Below are 17122 nucleotides of genomic sequence, written 5' to 3'. Positions count from 1 at the left end.
GCCCGGCTGGGCTAGCGGCGGCCGTCCGGCGGGGGCGCCGCCCCGGCCCGCGGCGCGGGCAGTGACTCCAGCAGGTGCACGGCGGCGTCCCGCAGGTACCCGGGCGCGGTGCCCGGCTCGCGCAGGCGGTGCGCGAGGTGTCCGAGGACCTCGGTGGTCCGGGCCGAGCCGATGGTCCGGGCGCGCGGCGCGAGGTCCGCGACGAGGCGCTCGGCGTCCCGCCAGGCCCCGGCCCGGACGAGGGCAGCGAGCAACTGCGCGCCGAACAGGTGCCGGTAGGACGGCCCCGGGGCGGTGGCCGCGCGGTGCAGCGCGGGCACCGCGCGACGGGTGTCGCCCACCCGGGCCAGGACCCAGCCGCGGTGGCCGAGCAGCTCCGCCTCGTCGAGCCACCACGCCCACGGCGGGTCGTGGCGCGAGACCCCGTCGAGGAAGTGGCTCCCGGCCCGCCCGATCAGCTCGCGCGGCGCGCGCCGGGCACCGAGCAGCGCGGTCGCGTGCGCCTCGCGGATCAGGACGAGGGCCGCCACACGGGGCGGCAGCGGGCGCGGTCCCAGGGCCTGGACGGCGGCGGCGAGCGCGGCGCGGGGGCGGCCGGCGTGGGCCAGGAGCATGCTGTCGTTCAGGAGCGTGAGGCGGGCCGTCCAGCGATCCCCGCACCGCTCGGCGAGGGCCAGGGCGCGGGCGTTGAGCCGGTGGGCGGTGCGGTGGTGGCCCGCGTCGAAGAGGATCCACCCGGCGACCTCGCACAACTCGGCGAGCGCGGCGAGACGATCGCTGCCCCCACCGGCGCCGCCGGACCCGCCCCCCTCGCCTCGCGGCGCCTCCCGGCCACCGCCCTCCGCGCCCGCACCCCGTACGCCGTGCCCGACCCGCCGGAGTGCCTCCCGTACGAGGGGCACCGCGGCGCGGGCGCCTTGGGTCGCGTCCACGGTGACGAGCCGCTGGATCGCGGCCTGCGCGGCCGCGGTGACGTCGTCCTCGTCGTGCTCCACCACACCCCCGGCCGCCCCGAACGGATCTCTACGTCCGCTGCAACGGCCCCCGTCCCCCCTCTGTTCCCGCCACAGCCGCCGCCGGGGCCGCCGCGCCCGCCCACTCCATCCGGGCCCAGGGCAGGGCCAGTTCGTCCAGGGACGTGACCATGCGCGGGGCGAGGGTATCCAGCGGGGCCGCCTCGGCGTGCCGGGCGAAGACCGTGTCCACGTAGCGGTGGCCGGTGTCGGCGGCGATGAACACGGTGGTGCGGCCGGGGGCCTGCGCGCGCTCCCAGCGGGCCGTCGCGTAGCCGGCGCCGGTGGACAGGCCCGCGAAAACGGCGTGCCGCCGCAGCAGGTCGACGCCGCCGGCCAGCGCGGTGTCGAAGGACAGCCAGTGCACGGCGTCGTACGCCGCGTGGGAGACGTTGGCGAACGGGATGGAGCTGCCGATCCCGGCGATGATGATCTCCGGGTCGGCGACGTGCTCGCTGCCGAAGGTGACGCTGCCGAAGGGCTGGACGCCCACGAGCCGCACGTCCGGGGTGCGGCGGCGCAGATAGCGGGCGAGCGCCCCGGTCGAGGCGCCCGAGCCGACGCCGCCGACGAGGGTGAGGCCGCCGTCGGCGCCCGCCTCCGCGTACAGGCGGTCGGCGACCGCGCGATAGCCGAGGTAGTGGATGTCGTCGTGGTACTGCCGCATCCAGAAGTGGTCGGGGTGCTCGCGCAGGATCTCGTGGACGCGGGCGACGCGCCGCTTCTGGTCCAGCTTCAGGTCGTCGCTCGGCGGCATCTGCTCCAACGTCGCCCCGAGTATGGCCAGTTGGGTGCGCAGGGTGTGGTCGACGGTGGTGGAGCCGACGATGTGGCAGCCCATGCCGTAGCGGTGGCAGGCGAGCGCGAGCGCGTAGGCGTAGATGCCGCTGGAGCTGTCCAGCAGGGTGGCGCCGGGGCGGACGGCGCCGGTGTCCAGGAGGTGGCGCACGGCCGCGAGGGCCGAGACGACCTTCATGGTCTCAAAGCGCAGGCAGATGAGTCCGTCGTCGACACGTATCAGGTCGGGGCGGCCGATCGCTTCCGCGATGTGCTCGTCCATGCGGGGGCTCCTCGCTGGTGGGTGAAGGGGTGCCGGGGGCGGTGGCCGCGCCGGGGGACCGCGGCGCGGCCAGGGCGCCGGGGGAGGGGCGGGTGGGGAAGGTGTACGTGGTGGGGATGCCGGCCGCCCGCAGGGCCCGGGCGCAGTCGCGCACCCGGCCGCGCGGGTCCGGTGCCGCCGGGTCGAAGAGCAGCCCGGCCACGTTGCCGCTGTGCGCGACCTGGACGCCGACCGCGCCGACGCGGCCCGCGATCTCGGTGAGCACCGCGAACTCGGCGTGCGGCAGGACGCGTTGGCGCAGCCGGGCGCTCTCCGTGGCGACGTGGCCGAGCAGCACCGGGTCGGCCGCCGCGACGGCGCGGCGCAGCAGGGCGCGCAGCCGCTCGTACGCGGGGACGTCCGCCTCGTCGAAGGCGTCGTCCGCGGGCGCGGGCAGCGCCAGGGTGTCGACCGGGCGGCCGCCGCCGCGCGCGTCGCCGACGACGAGCGCGGGCGGCAGCGCGGCCCCCAGCTCCTCCAGGACGCGGCCCTCGCGCTGGGCGAAGAGCAGCGGGCGGCCGTCGAGCATCAGCGGGTCCGAGGCGCGTTCGGCGCGCACCGCGAGCCGCGCGATCACCTCCGGCGCCAGGTGCACGCCGTACGCGTCGGCGACGGCCCGCACCGCCGCGATGACGTCGCTGCTGGACGAGCCCATGCCGAGGCCGACGGGGATGTCGCCGTCCAGGGTGAGCTCGCCGCCGTCCAGCGGCTCCTGGCGGCGGGTCGCGCACTCGGCGAGCGCGTACGTGGCCGCGCGCAGGGCCTTGGTGCGGTCGGCGGGCACGACCGTGACCTCGTCGGTGCCCGGGCGGCGGGCGAACCGGGCGCGGGTGCCGAGCCCGGCCAGCGGCAGCGTCACCAGGCCCGCGCGCCGCCGCCACCGCTCGTCCAGGAACACGCCCTGGAGGATCTCGCCGTGGTGGCAGGTGGCGTGGCCGGTGCCGACGGGCGCGGCGGCCTCCGGCGCGGCGGCCGCCGCGGAGGCGGCGCCCGGGGGCGGGCCGGGCGGCCCGTGGCGGGTGCGGGCGGCGGTCATGCCCCGCCCTTCCCGCCGGCCGCGGCCCGGTACCGGTACAGGGTCGTCGGCTCCGCGCTGAACTGCGAGAACGGGAACGGCTCCGCGGACAGGGCGGTCACGCCCGCGCCCAGGAAGGCCCGCGCGACGGCGCTGCCGGACTGCGCGTACACGACCAGGGGGACGCGCTCGCGGCAGCGGGCGAGGATCGTGTCGAAGGAGCCGTTGGAGAGCGTCATGCCGGTGGCGACGACGGCGTCGGCGGCGTCGAGCACCTCGTGCATGTCGCGGCTCACCGGGTCGCCCCACTGCGTCGTCCGCAGGTTGAAATCGCAGGGCAGCGGGTCGCCGCCGCGCTCACGGATCGCCGCGACCAGCGGGTTGACGACGCCGATCAGCGCGACCTTGGCGCCCGGCTCGATGTCGAGCAGGCCCGCGACGGCCGCGTCCCGGGCGACCGCGCGCACCTCGGGCGGCCCCGCGGGCAGCGTCACCGGCTCCGCGCCGGGTGTCTCGCGGTGCGGGCGGACGGCGGCCAGGTAGGCGTCGAGGGCGGCCGTGCGCAGCGGGGTCGGCGCCTCCTTGAGGAGCGCGGCGAGCGGGCTGCCCGACGCCTCCCGGCAGACGGCCGGGTCCAGTTCGCCCGCCTCGAAGGCGCAGCCGCCGAAGGCGCCGCCGACGCGGACGAGGACGTACTGGTTGAGGTAGGTGACGTCACCGCCCGCCAGCCGGGTGCCGTGGTGCGCCCAGAACACGCTGGTGGCGGTCAACTCCGCGGGGTCGGGGCCGAGGTCACCGGCCAGTACCGCGCCGAGGAGCGCGTCGACACCGGTGAGGCGCGCCGTGTCCGTCGTGTACGAAGTGCTCGTCATGCCCGGCTCCCGTGGGTGAAGGCGAAAAGGAAGGTGAGGACGCCGTCGCGCCAGTCGCGGACGTGGTCGACGCGCGGGGTGAAGCCCCGGTCCTGGGCGTCCTGGACGATCGTGCGCAGGTCGGCCGTGTTGGACGCGATGACGTACACCTCGCCGTCGGGGGCCAGCAGCTCCCGCTCGGCGAGCTGCGCGAAGAAGCGGGCGAGCAGCGACGCGCCGACGCAGGTGTTGCGGACGACGTCGGGGTCGTCGCTCACGGCCTGGCTGACGGCGGGCGGGTTGAAGGTGACGACGTCGAGGCGGGTGCCGGGCGGCACCCCGTCGAAGAGGTCGCCCGCGGCGGGCAGGAAGGCGGTGCCGTCCCGGGGGCCGACCAGGCGGGCGTAGTGCCGGGCGGCGGTGGCGACGCTCGTGGCGTGCACGTCCATCGCGTAGATCTCGCGGGCCCCGCGCACCCCGGCGGCGACGGCCTCGACGCCGAGCCCGGCCCCCATCGCGCCGTAGCGGCGGCCGCGGGTCTCGATGCGGCCGTCGAGGATCCGCTCGTGGACCATCCGGCTGGTCCAGCCGGGCAGGAAGACGCCCGGCGGCACGTCGAAGGTCCAGCCGTTCCACTCGTAGGCGCGGGTGGTGTGCAGGTCCTGCCTGGGCTGGTTGAGCGCGACGATCCGCTCGGCGGGCAGCGGCGGCGGCAACTGCCGCACCAGATCGGGGCCGGTGGCCGTGGTGTCCATCAACAGTCCTTGTTCGTAGAGGGGGTTGTGGAGGGAGGCGGGGAGGGGTCGGTGGCGGGGGAGCGGGGGGTGAGCGGCCCGCGGTAGCTGACCGCGAGGTGGCCGAGGGCGTCCGGGCCGGTCTCCGCGTCCACCTCGAAGACCTGCGCGAGCAGCTCCGGCGTCAGGACGTCCTTCGGCGGCCCGGCGGCGACGAGGCGCCCGCCGTGCAGCAGGAGCAGCCGGTCGCAGTGGCGGGCGGCCAGCGACAGGTCGTGCAGCGCGACCAGGACCGTCTGGTCGGTGCCCGCGAGCAGGGCGAGCAGCTCCAACTGGTGCTTCACGTCGAGGTGGTTGGTGGGTTCGTCGAGCAGGATCGCGTACGGCTGCTGGGCGAGCGCGCGGGCGATGTGGGCGCGCTGGCGCTCCCCGCCCGACAGGGCCTTCCAGGCGCGGTCGCGCAGCGCGGTCAGCCCGAGCCGGGCCAGGGCGGCGTCGACGACGGCCCGGTCGTGGGCGCCGGGCCCGCGCCACCGGTCGCCGAACGGGGTGCGGCCGAGGCCCACCACGTCCACGACCCGCAGGTCCCCGTCGGTGTCGGCGACCTGCTCCACGAAGGCCACGCGCCGGGCGACCCGCCGCGCGCTCCAGCCGCGGATCGGCTCCCCGTCGTACCGTACGGTGCCCGCGGCGGGGGTGCGCAGTCCGGCGAGGCACCGCAGCAGGGAGGACTTCCCGGAGCCGTTGGGCCCGATCAGGCCGACGGTCTCGCCGGGCGCCACGTCCAGGGACACGTCGTCGACGACCGCCCTGCCCGCGACCTCCCAGCTCAGGTGCTCGGCGATGATCCTCACAGCTCCCCCCGCCTGCGCAGCACCAGCAGGAACAGCGGCACGCCGAGCAGCGCCGTGAACACGCCGACGGGCACCTCCTGCGGGCTGAACGCGACCCGCGCGAGCGCGTCCGTCCACACCAGGAACACCGCGCCCACCAGCGCCGACAGCGGCAGCAGCACCCGGTGCCCGGGCCCGACGAGGAACCGTACGCCGTGCGGCACGATCAGCCCGACGAACCCGATCGCGCCCACGGACGCCACGGCCACCGACGTCATCAGGGACGTCACCACGAGCAGTACCCAGCGCGTCACGCGCACGTCGACGCCGAGCGACGAGGCGGTGTCGGAGCCGAACGAGAAGGCGTCCAGGGCCGCCGAGTTGAGCCACAGGACGAGCAGGCCCGCCGCGGTCACGGCCGCCGTCACCGCCACCGCGTCCCAGCGCGCCGGGGCCATCGAGCCGAGCAGCCACTGCGTGATCGCCCGGACCATCTCCGCGTCGCCGGACGCCATCAGGACGAGCGAGGTGAGCGCCGTGAAGAGCTGCGCCACCACGACGCCGGTCAGCACGATCCGCACCGAGTCGAGCCCGCCGCGCCGCAGCAGCAGCATCAGCAGCGCGAACGACACCAGCGCGCCCACGAACGCGCCCCCGGTCACCCCGAGCGACGCCGCCCCGACGCCGAGCACCACCACGGTGACGGCGCCGGTCGAGGCGCCCGAGGAGATGCCGAGGAGGTAGGGGTCGGCGAGGGCGTTGCGCGTGACGGCCTGGAGCGCCGCGCCGCACACCGCGAGCCCGGCGCCGACCAGCGCCGCCATCAGCACGCGCGGCACCCGCAGCTCCCAGATCAGCGAGTCCACGAGCGGCGGCAGCGCCTCGGTGCCCAGGCCCAGGTGGAAGCCCACGCTGCGCCCGACGTCGCCGTACGGGACGTCGGTGGTGCCGATGCGCACGGAGGCGGCGGCGGACGCGACGAGGACGAGGGCGGCGAGCAGGAAGATCCCGGCCCGGGCCCCGGCCCCGCGCACGGCGGCCCGTACGGGACCGGGTCCGGGGGCGGTCGCGGCGGTCGCGGCGGCTGCGGTGTTCGCGATCCGCGGGTCGCGCGCCGACGGGTGGAGCAGGTCCGGTACGAGGTGTCCGCCCGGCCGCCCGGAGGCGGGCGCGGAGCCGGGCGCCGGGGCTCCGGCGGGGACGCCGACGGCGCCCGGCACGTCCGGGCTAGCGGACATACCCGAGGTCCTTCATCCCCGCCACCAGCCGCGGCAGCGCCTTGGAGGCCCGGACCGACGGGTCCATCTCCGTACCGGGGATCTCGACGAACCGCTTCTCCTCCACCGCGGGGAGCCTCGCCATGACCGGGTTGGCGCGGATCGCCTTCAGCTTGTCCTCGGCGCTGTCGCCCGGCTTGCCGCGCTCCGACAGGTCGCCGACCACGATGAAGTCCGGCTTGCGCTTGGCCACCTCCTCCCAGGTGACCTGCGGCCAGTCCTCGTCGACGTCGTCGAAGGCGTTGCGCGCGCCGACGAGGCGGCTCATCTCGCTGGGGATCGCCGACCTGCCCGCGACATAAGGGGTGTCGCCGTACACGGAGTACACCCACACGACGCTCGGCTCGCCCTTGACGTCGGGCTTCGTCCGCGCCGCCTCGGCGAGCACGGCGCGCTGCCGCTTCACGAGCTGCCGCGCGCGCTCCTCGACGCCGAAGATCCGCCCGAGGTCGGTGTAGTCCTGGAAGAGCAGCTCGAAGGGAGACTTCGCCCCGCCCCCGGCCGCATTCTGCTTGGGGCAGTCCACGGCGCTCACGAACGACGGCAGTCCCAGCTCCGCCAGCTCCTCGCGGGTGCCGACGCGGTCCTTGGTGAAGTAGTCGGTGAAGCCGCCGAGGGTGAAGTCGGGGGTGGCGGCGCGCAGTTGCTCCCCGGTGAGGATCTTCGGGCTGAGCACGTCGACCTTGTCGTACGCGGCCCGGTACTCCGGCGCGATCTTCGTCTTCAGGTTGGACGTACCGGCCATGCGCTTCTCCAGGCCGAGCGCCAGCAGCACCTCCGTGGACGACTGGTCGAGAGCCACGGCCCGCTGCGGCGGCTTCTCGAAGCTCAGCTTCTTGCCGCAGCTCGTGACGGTCGTCGTGCGGGCGGCGGCCGCCGCGCCGTCCGACGTGCCGCCGTCGCCGGACGAACAGCCGACGGCCGTGAGGGAGAGGGCCAGGGCGGCTATGCCGAGGCGGGCGGGGTGGCGCATGGGACCTCCGGTCGTGGGTGGGACGCGACAAGGGTACTGTAATGGCAATCATTTTCATTAACGCTCGCGGGGGTGGCCGCGGCCGGACGGCGACCGTCGCCCGGCACCGGTCAAGTCCCCGATGTGCGGCGGCACTTGGAGGCCACCGCACCCCCGCATAACGATTTCGAGATCCGCGCGACCCCGCGCGGACGGCACCGTCCGGGACCCGCGCGACCCCGCGCGGGCGACAGCAGAGGAGTACGTCACGTGGCGACCACGCCCACACACACGGCCGAGCACGCCGAGGGAGCCGGAGGGGAACCGCGGGCGGGCACCGCCCGGCGCGGCGTCCTGCGGGACCCCGCCTTCCTGCGGCTCTGGACGGGCACCACCGCGTCCGGGCTCGCGACCTGGGCACTGCCCTTCGTGCTCGGGCTCGCCGTCCTCGACCGCACCATAGGCGCGGGCACCCTCGGCCTGCTGCTCGCCGCCCGCACCGCGGGCTTCCTCGTCGCGGTCGCCGTCGGCGGCGTCCTCGCCGACCGGTACTCGCGCCGCGGCGTCGTGCTCTGGGCGGGCCTCGCCGCCGCGGCCGCCACACCCCTCCTCGCGGCCGGGCTCGGCCGCTCCCTGCCGCTCGCGCTCGCCGCGGCCGCGGTCGCGGGCGCCGGGCAGGGCGCGTGCCGCCCCGCCTTCCAGGCCCTGACCGCCGAAGTCGTCGACGAGGAGCGGCGCCAGGCCGCCAACGCCGCGATGACCCTCTCCGTCCGGGCCACCACCCTCGCCGGACCCTCCCTCACCGCGCTGCTCGCCGTCGTCCTCGACACCTGGGCGCTGCTGCTCGGCATCGGCCTGCTGTGGCTGGCGGCGGCGCTGGTGCCCGGGCCCGGCGCGGGCACCCGCCCCGGGGCGGCGGAGCCCGGGGCGCGCCCCTCCTTCGCCGCGGAGTTCGCCGAGGGCCTGCGCGAGGCGCGGCGGCACCCGTGGTTCCTCGCCGGGCTCGGCGCCCTCACCACCGTCATCGCCACCGGCTACTCGGCCACCGGCGTCGCCCTGCCGCTCGTCAGCCGCGACAAGTACGACACCGAGGTGGTGCTGGCCGCCGCGATGACCGCGTACACGCTCGGTGCCCTCGGCGGCGCCCTGGTCGTCGCCCGCTGGCGGCCGCGCGCCCAGGGCCGGGCCGCCCTCGCGGGCCTCGCCCTCTACGGCTTCGCGCCGCTCAGCCTGGTGCTGCCGGTGCACTGGGTGGTCGTCGTGGCCGCGTACGCCGTGGCCGGGGTGGGCATCGAACTGTTCAACGTGCCCTGGTTCACCGCCACGCAGCGCGAGGTCGCGCCGGACAAGCTGGCACGGGTGTCCTCCCTCGACTTCATGCTGTCGTACGGCCTCGCGCCCGCCGGGCTGGCGCTGATCGCCCCGGCCATCGACCACTTCGGCCCGGGCCCCGTCCTGGCCGTCTGCGCGGCCCTGTGCTTCACGGCCCCCGCGGCGGCGGCCCTGGTCCCCAGCGCCCGCTCCTTCTCCGTGCCCGGGGCCCGCTGACCCGCCCGCCCACCCGTATCGCCCCGGTGGCGGGGCTGGGCCCCGACCTGGCGGCTGCGGGTTGTCGTCGTGGTGTCCCGCCGCTGGCGCGGCGGGTGGTTTCCCGCCCGCCCGCCCGCCCGTATCGCCCCGGTGGCGCAGGGTATTTCAGCCCGTCCGGCGTTTGAGGACGAGGCGCGGAGCGCCGACAAGGGGGGAAAGGGGCGAAGCCCCAGACGAAAGGGCGGGGTCCAGGGGCGGCAGCCCCTGGTTTCGGGAAAGGGGTGGGACTGGGGCGCCCCGCGAGGGCCCGGCCGGGGGTGGGGCGCCCCGCGAGGGCCCGGCCGGGGGCTACAGCGGGGCCTGCCACGTCACCGTGGTGCCCCCGTCCGCCCCACCCCCCGCCTCCCCGTCGTCGAAGACGACAAGCCGCACCCCGTCCCGCCCGTCCGGCAAAGCCACCCCCGCCTCCACCACCACCTCCACCCGCGTCACCCCGCCCCGCCGGGCCACCGCCGCGAGCGCCCGCCGCAACGCGGCGACGAGCTGCTTCGCCACGGCCTCCGTCACCCGCGTGTCGACGGCCCCCGCAAAGTGCACGGACGGCTGCACCCCGAGCACCGCCCCCGCCCCCGCCGTCTCCTTGAGCACCTTGCCCCGGAACGTCGTGGGCGCCTCGGCGGGCGGCTGCTGCAGGGCGAAGATCGCCGTCCGCACTTCCTGGATCGTCGACTCCAGCTCGTCCACGGCCTGGTCGAGCGCAGCCCGCACCGGCGCGTCCGTGGCCCGCCGCCGCGTCGACTCCAGCATCATGCCCGTCGCGAACAGCCGCTGGACCACGAGGTCGTGCAGGTCCCGGGCGATCCGGTCGCGGTCCTCGAACACGGCCAGGCGCTGCCGCGACTGCTGGGCGTCGGCCAGGACGAGGGCGAGCGCCGCCTGGGAGGCGAACTGCGTGGCGAGCAGCCGCTCCACCGCCGTGTACGGGCGCGCGCCCCGGCGGCGCGGCAGCGCCAGCGTGCCGATGAGCCGGCCCCCGGCCTGCAGCGGCAGCATCATGCTCGGCCCGAACCTCGACCGCACGCGGGTCGTCATCCGGGGGTCGGTCGCGGAGTCCTCGACGAACACGGGCTGACCGCCCAGAAGTTGCTCCAGTACGGCGCTGCCGGGCTCGATGGTGGTGCCGATGAGGTCGTTCTGCGCCGCGGCGGCGGGGTGCCGCCGCGGCCCCTGCCGGGGGTCCTGCTCCTGCTCAGCCCCGGGTTCCGGCCCGGGCCCCCCGTCCGTCGCCGCCGCGACGATCCGCATGCCGCCCTCCTCGGTGGGCTGGAGCACGACGCCCGCCGCCGCGTCCGCGAGGAGCCGGGCCTGCTGGGCCACCGTCATCAGGGCGTCCGCCGCGGCCTCGCCGGTGAGCAGGGCGGTGGTGACCGCCGCCGCGCCCTCGATCCAGCGCTCGCGCTGGCGGGCGGTCTCGTACAGGCGGGCGTTGCCGACCGCGATGCCGGCCTGGCTCGCGAGGACCCGCAGCAGGTCGCGGTCCTCGTCCGTGAAGACGCCGCCGGGCGCGTGCGTGAGGTGCAGCCGGCCGAACTCCTCGTCCGCGACGCGGATGGGGACGCTCACCACGTCCCCCCGCGCGTCCCCCCGCGCCTCCCCGCCCCCGCCCGCCCGGAACAGCTCCGCCCGCCCGCTCTCCGCCGCCGAGACGCGCAGCACGCCGCGGCGGGCCCCGGTCAGGGCGGTGGCGCTGTCCACGACGTGCTGGAGGGTGGGGCGGAGGGCGAGCTCCGTGCCGACGCTCAGGACCGCGTCCAGGAGCAGCGGCAGCGAGGGCCCGCCGGCGTCGTCGGTCATGGCGGCGGCGTACTCCCGTAGGCCAGGAGGGAGGAAGGAGCGGGCGGCCGCCCCCGTCGGGGGAGGCCGCGGGCGTGTGGTCCGTCAGCTCCCGGTCAGGGGGGACAGGACCAGCGGCTGGATCTTGCCCTCGAGCATCGCGCCCAGGCCGAGGACCGCGCACACCTCGGGCCGTTCCGCGATGCGTACGGGCATCCCCGTGGCGTCGCGCAGCATCTGGTCGAGGCCCGGGAGCAGCGCGCTGCCGCCGACCATCGTGATGCCCCGGTCGGCGAGGTCGGCCACCAGGTCCGGCGGGCAGTCGCGCAGCACCTTGCCGATGCCGTCGAGCACGGCGGTGAGCGGGGTGTGGATGGCGTCGCGGACGGCCGCCGTGTCGACGCGCACGGAGCGGGCGAGGCCCGTGGCCACGTCCCGGCCGTGGATCTCGGTGGACTCCGGGCCCTGCGGGGTCAGGCCGTTGCCGTGCAGGGCGAGTTGCAGCGGCCGTACCGACTGGGAGGGCAGCATCAGCTCGTGCTGGTGGCGCAGGTGCTGGACGATCGCGTGGTCGATGGCCTCGCCGCCCACCGGGATGCGCTCGGCGGTGACGATGGAGCCGAGGGAGAGCACCGCGATCTGCGTGGTGGCGGCCCCGCACACCATGATCATGGTCGCTTCCGGCTGCTCCACGGGCAGGCCGCAGCCGACCGCCGCCGCGATGAGCGTGTCCACCAGCTCCACCCGCCGCGCGCCGAGGCCCACCAGCGTCTCGACGGTGGCGCGCTGCGCGAGCGGGTCCGCGTCGTGCGGGGTGCACGCGGCGGCCCGGAGGAGCGGTTTGCGGCGCAGGGCGCGGCGCAGCTTCTCGCCGAGCAGGCTGCGCACCATGCGCTGCGCCATCTGGATGTCGACGACCGTGCCGCCGGACACGGGGCGCACCACCCGGATGTAGCCGGGGGTACGGCCCGTCATCTGCTCCGCGAGCTGTCCGACCGCGATGAGCGCGCCCGTGCGCGTGTTCACGGCGGCGACGCTCGGCTCGTCGACGACGAGCCCGGCCCCCTTGACGAACACGCGCGTGCGGGCCGCACCGAGGTCGACGCCGATGTGGCAGCGGCGAAGCTGTTCCAGACTGACGGTCACGGCGGATCCTCCCGAGAGCACGCGGGGGCCCACCGGGCGGTGGGCCTTGCTTCCGCATCCTGCGAGGCTCCGGGCCGCCGCGCATGCCGGGGTGGGCCGTGCGGGGAGCGGCCGTGCGGGTGGTCCGTACCCGGCCGGGGCGCCCGTTCCGCCGCGTGAAATCCGCGGCCGGGCCCCGCCGCCCGCCGGTTACCATCCCGTGTGACACGAGCGAAGACGGATGACGCGACTGACGGTGAGGGTCCCGGCATACCCGGACAGGCGCCCGGCGCGGCCGCCGTGGAACGACTTGGCGCGGCCGCCGTGGAACAACCCGGCGCACCGGTGGGCGGAGGGCGTGGCGCACCGGACGGGGAGGGGCGGGGCGCTCCCGGGGAGGGGGCGGGTGCACCTGCCGCAGCGGGGCCCGGCGCTCCTGCCGGGGAGGGGCCGGGCGTATCTGCCGCGGCCGGGCGTGGTGCTTCTGCTGGGGAGGCGGGCGTACTCACCGCAGTGGGGCCTGGCGCACTTGCCGGGGACGGGTCCGGCGCATCCACGGCAGCGGGGCGCGGTGCTTCTGCCGGGGAAGGGTCGGGTGCGCCTGCCGCGGTGGGGCGTGGTGCTTCTGCCGGGGAGGGGCCCGGCGAACCCGCCGCAGCGGGGCGCGGTGCTTCTGCCGGGGAGGGGCCGGGCGTATCTGCCGCGGCCGGGCGTGGTGCTTCTGCTGGGGACGCGGGCGTGCTCACCGGAGTGGGGCCTGGCGCACTTGCCGGGGACGGGTCCGGCGCACCCAGGGCAGCGGGGCGCGGCGCATCTGCCGGGGACGGGTCCGGCGCACCCGCCGCAGCGGGGCGCGGCGCTCCTCCCGGGGACGGGCCGGGTGTGCCCGCCGGAGGGGGGTCCGGTGCCGCCCCGCCGCCCAAGCGCCGCATCCTCGCCGACCTGACCCCGCTGCGGACCTCCGCCGACTACCGGCGCCTGTGGGTCGGCAACACCGTCTCCTGGGTCGGTCAGGCGATGACCGCGCTCGCGGTGTCCCTCCAGGTGTACGACATCACCGGCTCCAGCTTCTCCGTCGGTCTGGTCGGCCTGTTCTCCCTCGTCCCGCTCGTCGTCTTCGGCCTGTACGGGGGCGCGATCGCGGACACCGTGGACCGCCGCAAGCTCGGCCTGTACTCGGCTGCCGGGCTGTGCGCACTGTCCTTCGTCCTCGCGGCGGCGGCGTTCGTGGACTTCCACCACGTGTGGTTCCTGTACGGGGTGGTCGCGCTCCAGGCGACGTGCGGCGCCCTCAACTCGCCCGCGCGCACCGCGATGGTCCCGCGCCTGCTCCCGCCCGAGCAGCTCCCCGCAGCCAACGCCCTGAACTCCCTGACCACGACGTCCGGCACCACCGTCGGCCCCATGCTGGGCGGCGTCATCGTCGGCCTGTGGGGCTACCAGGCGGCGTACGCCATCGACGCCGTCACCTTCACCGCCGCGCTGTACGCGATGTGGCGGCTGCCGTCGATGCTCCCCGGCGACGACGGCACCGGCACCGGCACCGGCTCCGGTGGTGGTGGCGTGGCGGCGGGTGGTGGCAAGCGGCGCCGGGCCTCCGTCGTCGACGGGCTGCGCTTCCTCGCCACCCGCCCCAACCTGCGCATGACGTTCTTCACCGACATGTGCGCGATGGTGCTCGCGCACCCGCGCGCGCTGTTCCCCGCCGTCGCCGTCGTCTGGTACGGCGGCGACGCGAAGACGGCGGGCCTGCTCGCGGCGGCGCCCGCCGTGGGGGCGCTGCTCGGCGGCGTGTTCTCCGGCTGGCTGGGCCGCGTCCACCACCACGGGCTCGCCATCGCCCTGTCGGTGGCGGGCTGGGGCACGGCCGTCGCCGTCTTCGGCCTCACCCGCGACCTGTGGCTCGGCGTCGTCTTCCTCGCCCTCGCGGGCGCCGCCGACACGGTCTCCATGGTGTTCCGCAGCACGATGCTCCAGGCGGCCACGCCGGACGCGATGCGCGGGCGGCTGCAGGGCGTGTTCATCGTCGTCGTCGCGGGCGGCCCCCGCCTCGGCGACTTCCTCGCCGGCACGGTCGGCGACCTGGCCTCGCCCCGGGTGGCGATCGTCGGCGGCGGCGCCGCGTGCGTGGTAGCCGTGGGCCTGCTGGTCCTGCGCTGGCGCGCCTTCCTGCGGTACGACGCCCGCGACCCGCGGGCCTGACCCCTCGGCGGGCGCGCCCGGGGCGGCGGGGTCAGGTCGCGCCGGCCTCCGGGGTGGTGCCGGGGCCGGCGGGGGCCGGGGTGTCCTTCTCCGGGGACCAGGCGAGCCGCACCAGGAGGTGCCCCTCGGCGGACCCCTTCACCAGGACCGCCCCGGCCTCCGCGGTCATCCGTACGCCGAACTCGATCTCCACGGAGTCCGGCCTGAGCGTGCCGTCCCGGAACACCCGCAGCGCCGCCTCGGCGGCCGCCCGCGCGCTGTCCAGGGTGGCCTCGAAGGTGCGGGCGGCCTGGGCGGGGCCGTCGCCGCGCGAGACCAGGCGGACGCCGTCCATGTCCTCGGGGGCGAGGGCGACGGCCACCCGTGCGCCGCTGTCCGTGGTGAACTCGACCAGACCGCCGTCCATACCGCCCCCGTCGTCATGGTGCCCGCGGGTCGGTCACCGGGAGCACATTCTGGCCGGGGGCCCGGCTGCGGAAAACCCCCGCGGGGCGCCCCAGTCCCGCCCCTCCCCGAACCAGTGGCTGCCGCCCCCGGGCCCCCGCCCTTTCGTCTGGGGCTCCGCCCCTTTCCCCCGTCATCGGCGCTCCGCGCCTCGTCCTCAAACGCCGGACGGGCTGAAATGTCCCCGTCTCGCCGTCGTCGGCTGGACGGGCCGGAAGTTCCCGTCTCGCCGTCGTCGGCCGGGCAGGTGGAAGTGCCTCGTTTCGCCGTCGTTGGCTGGACGGGCAGGGGTGTCCGTCAGCCGACGACGGCGCCCGGCGGACAATTTCAGCCCGTCCGGCGTTTGAGGACGAGGCCGCCAGGCCGATTGCCCGCAGGCGACGGCGGCGGGACGCGGGTCGTTTCAGCCTGTCCGGCGTGTGAGGACGAGGCCGCCAGGCCGATTGCCCGCAGGCGACGGCGGCGGGACGCGGGTCGTTTCAGCCCGTCCGGCGTTTGAGGACGAGGCCGCCAGGCCGATGAAAGGGCGGGTGGGTGGGGGTACATCCGCCGCGGAGCGGTGGATCACCCGCAGGCGACGGCGGCGGGACGCGGGTCGTTTCAGCCCGTCCGGCGTGTGAGGACGAGGCCGGAGGCCGAGGGTGGGCGGGTGGGTGGGACCGGGGCCGGGGGTGGGACCCGGGTCAGGGCCGGGCCCCGGGTCAGGGCCGGGCGGTGGGGGTCGTCAGGCCTCGCTTGAGGACCTTGCCCATGTCGTTGCGCGGCAGCGCGTCCAGGAGGTGGAGCACGCGGGGGCGCTTGTGCGGGGCCAGGCGGGAGGCCACGTGGTCGGCCAGGACGGCGAGGGAGGGCGGGGCGCCGGGGTCGGCGGGCACGATCCAGGCGACCACGCGCTCGCCCAGGTCGGGGTCGGGCTCCCCGGTGACGGCGGCTTCGCGCACACCCTCGTGTTCGAGGAGCGCGTTCTCGATCTCCCCGGCCCCGATCTTGTAGCCCCCGCTCTTGATGAGGTCGGTGGCCTTGCGCCCGACGATGCGCACGTAGCCGTCGGGGTCGCGCACCGCCATGTCCCCGGTGCGGAACCAGCCGCCCTCCGCGAAGGCCTCCGCCGTCGCGTCGGGGCGGTTGAGGTACTCGGTGAACAGGTTCGGGCCGCGCACCTGGATCTCGCCGACCGCCTCCGGACCGGTGCCGGAGATCTCCTGGCCCGCCTCGTCGACGAGGCGCAGCTCGACCCCCGGCAGCGGCACGCCCACGGTGCCCGCACGCGCCTCGCCGTCCGCGCGGACACTCGTGTTCATGAGCGTCTCGCTCATCCCGTACCGCTCGATGACGCGCCGCCCCGTGGCGGAGGCGATGCGCTCGTGGTCGTGCACCGGCAGCGCCGCCGAGCCGGACACCAGGAGCCGCGCGCCCGCGAGGGCCTTGACGAGGCCGGGCTCGTCGGGCAGCGCCTCCGCGATGCGGTGGTACATCGTCGGCACGCCGAACAGCATCGTCGCCCCGCCGGCCAGCTCCCGGGCCACTCCCTCCGTACTGAACCGGCCCAGGTGCCGCACCGAGCCGCCGCGTCGCAGCGGGCCGAGGACGCCGAGGATCAGGCCGTGGACGTGGAACAGCGGCAGCCCGTGCACCAGGACGTCGTCGCCCGTCCACCGCCAGGCGTCGGCGAGCGCGTCGAGCGTCGCGGACAGCGCGCGCCGGGGCAGGACCACGCCCTTCGGCGGGCCCGTGGTGCCGGAGGTGTAGACGATCAGGGCGGGGGCGGCGGGCGACATCTCGCGCGGCGCCGGGACGGCGGTGCCGGGCGGGACGGTCGTGGCCACGTCCAGGCGGGCCACGGCGCCCAGGGCCGGGGGGAGGTCGTCCCCGGGCGCGGTGAGCACCAGTGACGGCTCGCTGTCGCCGAGGATGTGCGCCAGCTCCCGCTCGCCCGACCTGGGGTTGAGGGGCACCGCGGGCACCCCCGCGAGCAGCGCGGCCACCACGCCGACCGCGGTCTCCAGGGCCGGGGTCGCCCACACGGCCACGCGGGTCGCGCCCGCCCCGGCGAGGTGCCCGGCCAACGCGCCCGCGCTCGCCGCGAGTTGCGCGTACGACAGCTCCCGGTCGCCGAACCGCAGGGCCGGGGCGTCCCCCGGCGCCGTCAGGGCGGGGAAGAGGGGTTCGGGTTCCACGAGTCGTCCTCCGTAGGTCCTCGGGGCCGCGCGACCA

The 17122-nt window shown here is 76.5% G+C and carries 13 protein-coding genes and 1 pseudogene; 2 read left to right on the top strand and 12 right to left on the bottom strand.

Features of this window, described 5'->3' with window-relative positions:
• Window positions 1–11: 11 nt before the first annotated feature.
• The 8 genes and pseudogenes from IE330_RS21225 to IE330_RS21190 all read right to left on the bottom strand — a co-directional run.
• Window positions 12–1073: pseudogene (locus tag IE330_RS21225) on the bottom strand (NsdA family TPR-like regulatory protein); the annotation flags it as partial.
• Window positions 1024–2073 (bottom strand): pyridoxal-phosphate dependent enzyme, encoded by a 1050-nt coding sequence (locus IE330_RS21220; protein ID WP_190137664.1) that lies wholly within the window; start codon window positions 2071–2073, stop codon window positions 1024–1026. The pseudogene IE330_RS21225 and the gene IE330_RS21220, both read right to left, overlap by 50 nt.
• Window positions 1994–3148 (bottom strand): GHMP family kinase ATP-binding protein, encoded by a 1155-nt coding sequence (locus IE330_RS21215; RefSeq protein WP_190137663.1) that lies wholly within the window; start codon window positions 3146–3148, stop codon window positions 1994–1996. The genes IE330_RS21220 and IE330_RS21215 overlap by 80 nt, the downstream gene beginning before the upstream one ends.
• Window positions 3145–3999, bottom strand: a complete 855-nt coding sequence (locus IE330_RS21210; RefSeq protein ID WP_190137662.1) for a Rossmann-like domain-containing protein — start codon at window positions 3997–3999, stop codon at window positions 3145–3147. Before IE330_RS21210 ends, IE330_RS21215 begins: the two co-directional genes overlap by 4 nt.
• On the bottom strand, window positions 3996–4733 hold the full coding sequence (locus IE330_RS21205) for a class I SAM-dependent methyltransferase (RefSeq protein ID WP_190137661.1): 738 nt from the start codon (window positions 4731–4733) through the stop codon (window positions 3996–3998). Before IE330_RS21205 ends, IE330_RS21210 begins: the two co-directional genes overlap by 4 nt.
• On the bottom strand, window positions 4733–5566 hold the full coding sequence (locus IE330_RS21200; protein ID WP_190137660.1) for an ABC transporter ATP-binding protein: 834 nt from the start codon (window positions 5564–5566) through the stop codon (window positions 4733–4735). The genes IE330_RS21205 and IE330_RS21200 overlap by 1 nt, the downstream gene beginning before the upstream one ends.
• Window positions 5563–6783 (bottom strand): FecCD family ABC transporter permease, encoded by a 1221-nt coding sequence (locus tag IE330_RS21195; protein ID WP_229925804.1) that lies wholly within the window; start codon window positions 6781–6783, stop codon window positions 5563–5565. Before IE330_RS21195 ends, IE330_RS21200 begins: the two co-directional genes overlap by 4 nt.
• Window positions 6773–7795, bottom strand: coding sequence for an ABC transporter substrate-binding protein (locus IE330_RS21190; protein WP_190137659.1), 1023 nt, complete (start codon window positions 7793–7795; stop codon window positions 6773–6775). The genes IE330_RS21195 and IE330_RS21190 overlap by 11 nt, the downstream gene beginning before the upstream one ends.
• 249 nt (window positions 7796–8044) lie before the next feature.
• Here IE330_RS21190 and IE330_RS21185 point away from each other — a divergent pair, with 249 nt between their 5' ends.
• On the top strand, window positions 8045–9322 hold the full coding sequence (locus tag IE330_RS21185; protein ID WP_373314698.1) for an MFS transporter: 1278 nt from the start codon (window positions 8045–8047) through the stop codon (window positions 9320–9322).
• A gap of 330 nt (window positions 9323–9652) precedes the next feature.
• Here IE330_RS21185 and IE330_RS21180 read toward each other — a convergent pair whose 3' ends face one another.
• Both IE330_RS21180 and IE330_RS21175 read right to left on the bottom strand, forming a co-directional pair.
• Window positions 9653–11158, bottom strand: a complete 1506-nt coding sequence (locus tag IE330_RS21180; RefSeq protein WP_190137658.1) for a GAF domain-containing protein — start codon at window positions 11156–11158, stop codon at window positions 9653–9655.
• 84 nt (window positions 11159–11242) lie between these two features.
• Window positions 11243–12283, bottom strand: coding sequence for a rod shape-determining protein (locus IE330_RS21175; RefSeq protein ID WP_190137657.1), 1041 nt, complete (start codon window positions 12281–12283; stop codon window positions 11243–11245).
• Between the two features lie 861 nt (window positions 12284–13144).
• On the opposite strand from IE330_RS21175, the gene IE330_RS21170 reads away from it, so the two are divergent.
• Window positions 13145–14464, top strand: coding sequence for an MFS transporter (locus IE330_RS21170; RefSeq protein ID WP_190137656.1), 1320 nt, complete (start codon window positions 13145–13147; stop codon window positions 14462–14464).
• 31 nt (window positions 14465–14495) lie between these two features.
• On the opposite strand, the gene IE330_RS21165 is transcribed toward IE330_RS21170, so the two are convergent.
• Both IE330_RS21165 and IE330_RS21160 read right to left on the bottom strand, forming a co-directional pair.
• Window positions 14496–14870 carry a CU044_2847 family protein gene (locus tag IE330_RS21165; protein ID WP_190137655.1) on the bottom strand — a complete coding sequence of 125 codons (375 nt, stop codon included), beginning with the start codon at window positions 14868–14870 and terminating at the stop codon, window positions 14496–14498.
• Window positions 14871–15609: 739 nt separating this feature from the next.
• On the bottom strand, window positions 15610–17085 hold the full coding sequence (locus IE330_RS21160; RefSeq protein WP_190137654.1) for an acyl-CoA synthetase: 1476 nt from the start codon (window positions 17083–17085) through the stop codon (window positions 15610–15612).
• Window positions 17086–17122: the final 37 nt, after the last annotated feature.

Source organism: Streptomyces longispororuber (assembly GCF_014656095.1).
In the GTDB taxonomy this organism is placed as follows: domain Bacteria; phylum Actinomycetota; class Actinomycetes; order Streptomycetales; family Streptomycetaceae; genus Streptomyces; species Streptomyces longispororuber.
This window is presented reverse-complemented; position numbering and strand designations above follow the sequence as displayed.